Source organism: Parabacteroides sp. D25 (genome assembly GCF_000307475.1).
Taxonomy (GTDB): Bacteria; Bacteroidota; Bacteroidia; order Bacteroidales; family Tannerellaceae; genus Parabacteroides; species Parabacteroides distasonis.
The window spans coordinates 255,658-262,077 of the sequence record NZ_JH976506.1 but is presented as its reverse complement, the minus strand read 5'-3'; the positions used below and the strand labels follow the sequence as shown (position 1 = coordinate 262,077).

The window sequence follows — 6,420 nt, the reverse complement described above, 5'->3', positions numbered from 1 at the left end:
AACGTTTAAACCAGTCATTTTTACATTTATTATACTATTGAGTATGATAAAAACCATACCTTTACTCCCCCAAAGAAAGAATGCAGAAACCATGAAACTACAAATCATCGATACCGGCTACTTCTACGCCGACGGAGGCGCCATGTTCGGGGCCATTCCTAAAAGCGCTTGGAGCCGTCGCTATCCGAGCGACGAGACAAATGGTTGCGTGCTAGCCATGCGTAGCCTTGTCATAAAAACAGATGACGGACGCATCGTCCTAGTAGATAACGGAGCGGGAAATAAACACTTAAAACAACTAAGTTATTACCGCTTCTTCAACTTGGTAGACCTCGGCACGGAACTACGAAACCGGGGAATTCAACCGGAGGAAATCACGGATGTTGTCCTCACCCATCTCCATTTCGATCATTGCGGTTATACCACGCAAAAGGATGAATCTACCGGACATTTATTTCTCTCATTCCCAAATGCGAACCACTGGGTTAGCCGCAAGCAATGGGAGAATTTCCTTCATCCGAACGCCTTGGAGAAAGATTCCTATTTTATCGAGAATATGCAAGCCGTCGCGGATGCTAATTCCTTACGGCTGCTAGATGCCGACACTTCGATTTGCCCCACGATAGAGCTACGCTTGTATGATGGGCACACTCCGGGGCAAATTGTTCCCTATATCCATACGGAAGATCGGACTTTTGTCTTTGCCGGAGATGTTATCCCCCTTGTAGCCAGCGTATCCCCGGAATGGATCTCCGCTTACGACACGTATCCGGTCACGTCATACAACGAGAAACTGCGCATGCTTGCCGAAGCCGCCGAAAAAAGGCAAGCGCTCATCTACTGCCATGACGCTTACATCCGCTGCACAACCGTAAAACGTGTGAATACATATTATAAGAAGGACAAGGAAATACCTCTCAAGAAGACGTTTCTTTTCCCTTAGTCCCTGGCCCTTTTCCCTTTAGAGCTTAGGTGTTTCTTCCATATTCCTTAGACATTTCTTATAGAAGTATTCATCATCCAACAGCCGTTGCATGATCGTCCACCAACTGTTGGATGATCATGCACCAGTTGATAAATAGTCTCTATATATAGACAAAGTCCCTAAGGTTATCGCATCAAAAGTGTAAAAGCATTAGATAAAACGGCTAATTCTTTTTATCTTTGGGCGGTGATACTGAATCAATTATTGTTTTACGTTCTAAACTCTAAACACATGAACAGCCTAAGCAAACTAGCGCTCGTCCTGACATTTTGCACGGGAATGATCGCTTGCTCCGGTGGTAAGGCCGTAAAAGGAGATTACGGAGTAGTGCCTTTGCTACAAGAAGTAACATTGACGAACGGAAATCCTTTCGTCCTAAGTCCATCCACGAAGATATTTTATCCGGAGGGCAATGATAAGATGAAGAAGAACGCCGAGTTCCTCGCTTCTTATATCAAGGAAATCACGGGCTATGAATTAGCAACCGCTACCGGCCAGCCCGGTAAGGGGATCAGCCTCGTTATCGACCAAAGCATCCAGAATCCGGAAGGATATCAACTGACCGTTAGCGATAACGGGATACGGATCGCCGGAAGCACGGATGCCGGCGTATTTTATGGTATCCAGACATTACGTAAATCGATCCCGGCCACGGCCCAAGGGATGAACGTAGAATTACCGGCAGCTACCATCAACGACTATCCCCGTTTTGCCTATAGAGGCATGATGCTGGATGTCAGCCGCCATTTCTTCCCGGTGGATTCGGTAAAAACGTATCTCGATATCCTTGCCTTGCACAACCAAAATACGTTCCACTGGCATCTGTCCGATGACCAAGGTTGGCGTATCGAGATCAAGAAATATCCGGAATTGACACAGATCGGATCTAAACGTAAGGAAACCGTGATCGGCCATAACTCCGGAACATATGACGGAAAAGAATACGGGGGCTTCTATACACAAGACCAGATTCGCGATGTCATCAACTATGCCGCTGAACGCCATATCACGATCATCCCGGAAATCGATATGCCGGGACATCAATTGGCAGCCTTGGCTACTTACCCGGAACTGGGATGCACCGGGGGCCCTTATGACGTATGGGGTCAATGGGGAGTAGCCGACGACGTGATCTGCGCCGGAAACGAGAAATCCATGCAATTCCTAGAAGACGTATTGAGCGAGGTCATCGATCTTTTCCCGTCCGAATATATCCATGTAGGTGGTGATGAGTGCCCGAAGGTACGTTGGGAGAAATGCCCAAAATGCCAAGCTCGCATCAAGGCGGAAGGTATCAAGGGAGATAAGAAGCATTCCGCCGAGGAGTATTTGCAAAGCTACGTGATCTCCCGCATGGAGAAATTCGTGGAGAGCAAAGGACGCCATATCATCGGCTGGGACGAGATCCTAGAAGGAGGCTTGGCCCCGAATGCCACGGTAATGAGCTGGAGAGGCATGGATGGAGGTATCGAGGCCGCCAAGCAAAAGCATAACGTGGTCATGACACCGAATACATATGTATATCTGGATTACTATCAATCAGCGGATACGGATCTTGAGCCCGAAGCTATCGGTGGTTACTTGCCGTTAGAGAAAGTATATTCTTTTGAGCCGACAGCCGGTATCTCTCCTGAAGACCAGAAGTACGTGATCGGGGCGCAAGCCAACCTCTGGACGGAATATATCCCGACCTTCTCACAGGTAGAATACATGATCATGCCCCGTATCGATGCCGTAGCCGATATCCAGTGGAGCGATCCGTCCAAGAAAGATTATCAGACGTTCCTGCCCCGTGTGGCCCGCATGACACAACTTTACGATCGCTTGGGATATAATTACGGAAAGCATATCTTCGATATTAACGCCTCCCTGACCACCAATACGGAGAACGGAACACTCGACATAGCCTTGACGAAGTTGGGTGAAGGAGATATCTATTATACGGTAGACGGTAGCGATCCTACGATCGCCAGCATCAAGTATGAAGGCCCGGTACAGATCAACCAAGATTGCGAATTCAAGGCGATCGTTGTCCGTCCGAACGGTACGAGCCGCATCTTCTCAGAAGATATCTTCTTCAATAAAGCGACGATGAAGCCCATCACCTTGAAAGAGCAACCCAGCAAAGGATACGTTTTCAACGGGGCACAGGTATTGGTAGACGGCTTACGTGGAGGTAGTAATTACAAGACCGGCCATTGGCTGGGTTTCCAAGGAAAAGACCTTGACGCCACGATCGATCTAAAGGAACCAACCGAAATCCAAAAGGTATCTTTCAACACAAACGTGGTGAAAGGCGATTGGATCATGGGAGCCTCCGCCGTAACCGTAAAGGTATCCGACGATGGCAAGAATTTCAAGGAAGTAGCTTCCAAGAAAATCCCGGAGCTAACCCAAAACGACAAGGACGGATTATATCCCCAAGAGATATCCTTCGCCCCGGTAAAGGCCCGCTATGTCGAGGTTATCATCAACAGCAGCAAACTACCAAAATGGCACGGTGGCGCCGGAAGTCCCGCATTCTTGTTCGTAGATGAGATAGAAATCTTATAAGATAATGATACAGCGAGATGGCTGAGAGATACCTGCCATCTCGCTTTCTTATCTTATACTAAATAACAAATATCATGATAAACAAAAACATCTTAATTCTTTCAGCCCTATGCTCCTGTTGCTCACTATGGGCGGATGAGGTTGTCGTGCGACATTATAATTACGCCGGCCCTTACGAGGTGAAGAAACCCTTCTTGGCAGATAGCCTGGATGTAAACAGTAAGAGATTCTCAGACAAGGAACTATTGAACACGACCGTTCCTTTCTGCAACCTTTCCCAAAGCGGACAAACCCTTGACGCGGCGTCTTCCGGAGAGCTGACCTTGCCAACCTCGGCCTCTTCCTACGCGCTACATTTGGTTTCCTTCTACCTGAATAGTGACCGCTATACAAAAGGCACCTTAAGGATCAATGGCCCTGAGATTTCAGAAGTCTACGTGGATGGACAACTCACAAAACTAACCCAAGGAGAAGCCTCGTTGACCTTGGAGCCGCGACGCTATGAAATCGTAATTAAATATTTATCTGAGAGCCACAAAGAGAATGCCTTAAAAGCCTCATTCAACCCGGAAAAAGACGCGGTGGTAACCGCGACCGTCAATCCGGAGAAACGTTATACATTAAGTGATGTATTTGATGGTAAACGCATCCAATCCGCCAGCCTGTCCCCGAATGGAAAATTCATTATCGTCTCCTATCAAGAAACCTATCCCGGCGGAAAGCAGTCCTCATTTACCCAGATACTAGACAAGGCTACCGGTTCCGTATTAGTTGAGAACGGACAGAGCTTACGCTGGATGCCTAAAAGCAATCTGGCCTATTACACCCGGAAAGGGATGAAAGGCACGGAATTGGTGACCTTAGACCCTACCAGTAAAAAGGAGAACATCCTTTCCAGCCAATTGCCTGAAGGTTCTTTCAGCTTCGGGCCTACCGAAGACTATCTATTATTCTCCATACGGGAGAAAGGACCGCAAGAACGAAAAGAGATCCAAGAGATACTGGTGCCGGATGATCGCCAACCGGGATGGAGAAACCGTATGTTTATCCATAAATATGACCTGCGAACCGGATTGTTCCAACGGCTCACCTATGGACATACTTCTACTTACATCAACGATGTATCTCAAGACGGCCACTATCTGCTATTCAGTCGCAGGGAACCGAATTTAACGGAGCGCCCTTTCTCACGTACATATATATATAAGATGGATCTACGAACCATGCATGTGGATACCCTTATAAAAGGTGAGAAATTCGTAAGCCGTGCCGTTTTCTCCCCGGATGCCACCCAATTACTCGTTGACGCGTCTGGAGAGGCTTTCGATGGTATCGGATTAAAGATCAAAGAAGGACAGACATCGAATACGAGTGACGGGCAATTATTCCTATACAATATAGCAGATAAAAGTATAAAGCCGCTTACGAAAGATTTTGACCCCTCTGTCGATTCCTACGAGTGGAACGCCCTCGATAAACAAATCTATATCACGGCGAAAGATAAGGACCGTGTTCGCATGTATAGTCTAAACCCGTCCAACGGAAAGATTAAGCAACTTCAAGCCAAGGAAGATGTCATCTCCGATTACTCCATCGCCAATCAAGCTTTCGAAATGGTTTATTTCGGATTAAGCGCTTCCAATTCCCAAAGGCTTTATACCTATAACCTGAAAAACGACGCCTCTTCCTGCTTGATCGATCTCTCCAAAGAGATCTTGAGAGACGTCACTTTAGGAGAAGTGCAAGATTGGAATTTCGTTTCCGCCCAAGGGGATACGATTTACGGCCGCTTCTATCTCCCTCCTCATTTTGACGCAACTAAGAAATATCCGATGATCGTGAATTATTACGGAGGAACAACTCCTACGGCCCGGGTGATGGAAAGCCGTTATCCTTCGCATGTATACGCCGGCTTAGGGTACATCGTCTACATCATACAGCCCAGTGGAGCGACTGGATTCGGCCAAGAGTTCTCCGCACGCCATGTCAACGCATGGGGTAAACTTACCGCTGACGAGATCATCGAAGGCACGAAAAAGTTCTGTGAGGAGCATCCTTTTGTCAACACGAAGAAAATCGGTTGCATGGGGGCTTCATACGGAGGTTTCATGACTCAATACCTACAAACAAAAACAGATATATTCGCGGCGGCCATGTCTCATGCGGGAATCAGCGACATCACCAGCTATTGGGGAGAAGGTTACTGGGGATATTCATACAGCTCGTTGGCTAGCGCTAACAGTTATCCATGGAATGCCCGGGATATGTACACTTTACAAAGTCCGCTGTTTAACGCAGACAAGATCAATACCCCGATCTTGTTCTTACATGGAACCGCAGACACGAATGTTCCGATTGGAGAGAGCATCCAGATGTTTACCGCATTAAAATTATTGGGTAAGCCTACAGCGTTTGTCCAGGTAGAAGGAGAGAACCACCATATACTGGATTATGAGAAACGTATCTTGTGGAATAACACAATTTACGCATGGTTCGCTAAGTGGTTGAAAGATCAACCGGAGTGGTGGGACGCATTATATCCTCCGAAAAGCCTATAAAAATCAAAATAGGTCACTCTATTCACATATATCTAAAGAGTATCTTTATTAGATACTCTTTTTTTATTTAAATACATTAGATAGTATTTATGAAACACCTTAGTCTCCGAAGAACTAAATCACTTTTCCGTTCAATATTTATTAATTATTATAAATATCTTAATAAATTATAGAACATGCAACCTATGTAAACATCTGTTATGTCTAATTGTACTATTTACAGCAAGCATTTTATTTTAATGGCTGTACGGCAAATATAAAGATATATTTGCAATAAACAAACATATTGACAATAAAAATAAACTTACACGGAACTTTGTCAAT

Annotated in this window: 3 protein-coding genes; all 3 read left to right on the top strand. The window is 46.0% G+C overall.

Annotated elements, in window-relative coordinates; all coding sequences use genetic code 11:
• The first annotated feature begins 91 nt into the window (after positions 1-91).
• The 3 genes from HMPREF0999_RS17165 (at position 92) to HMPREF0999_RS17155 (ending at position 6,096) form a co-directional block, all read left to right on the top strand.
• Positions 92-943 (top strand): MBL fold metallo-hydrolase, encoded by an 852-nt coding sequence (locus tag HMPREF0999_RS17165; RefSeq protein WP_008773853.1) that lies wholly within the window; start codon positions 92-94, stop codon positions 941-943.
• 273 nt (positions 944-1,216) lie between these two features.
• Entirely contained in the window at positions 1,217-3,538 is a 2,322-nt protein-coding gene (locus tag HMPREF0999_RS17160; protein ID WP_009276467.1) for a glycoside hydrolase family 20 protein, read from the top strand.
• Positions 3,539-3,612: 74 nt separating this feature from the next.
• The gene (locus HMPREF0999_RS17155; RefSeq protein WP_009276466.1) at positions 3,613-6,096 is read left to right on the top strand and encodes a prolyl oligopeptidase family serine peptidase; all 2,484 of its coding nucleotides are present in this window, start codon (positions 3,613-3,615) and stop codon (positions 6,094-6,096) included.
• Positions 6,097-6,420 lie beyond the last annotated feature (324 nt).

Coding starts and splice junctions, on each gene's coding strand:
- HMPREF0999_RS17165 (WP_008773853.1), top strand. CDS start 92: ATGAAACTACAAATCATCGATACCGGCTACTTCTACGCCGACGGAGGC.
- HMPREF0999_RS17160 (WP_009276467.1), top strand. CDS start 1,217: ATGAACAGCCTAAGCAAACTAGCGCTCGTCCTGACATTTTGCACGGGA.
- HMPREF0999_RS17155 (WP_009276466.1), top strand. CDS start 3,613: ATGATAAACAAAAACATCTTAATTCTTTCAGCCCTATGCTCCTGTTGC.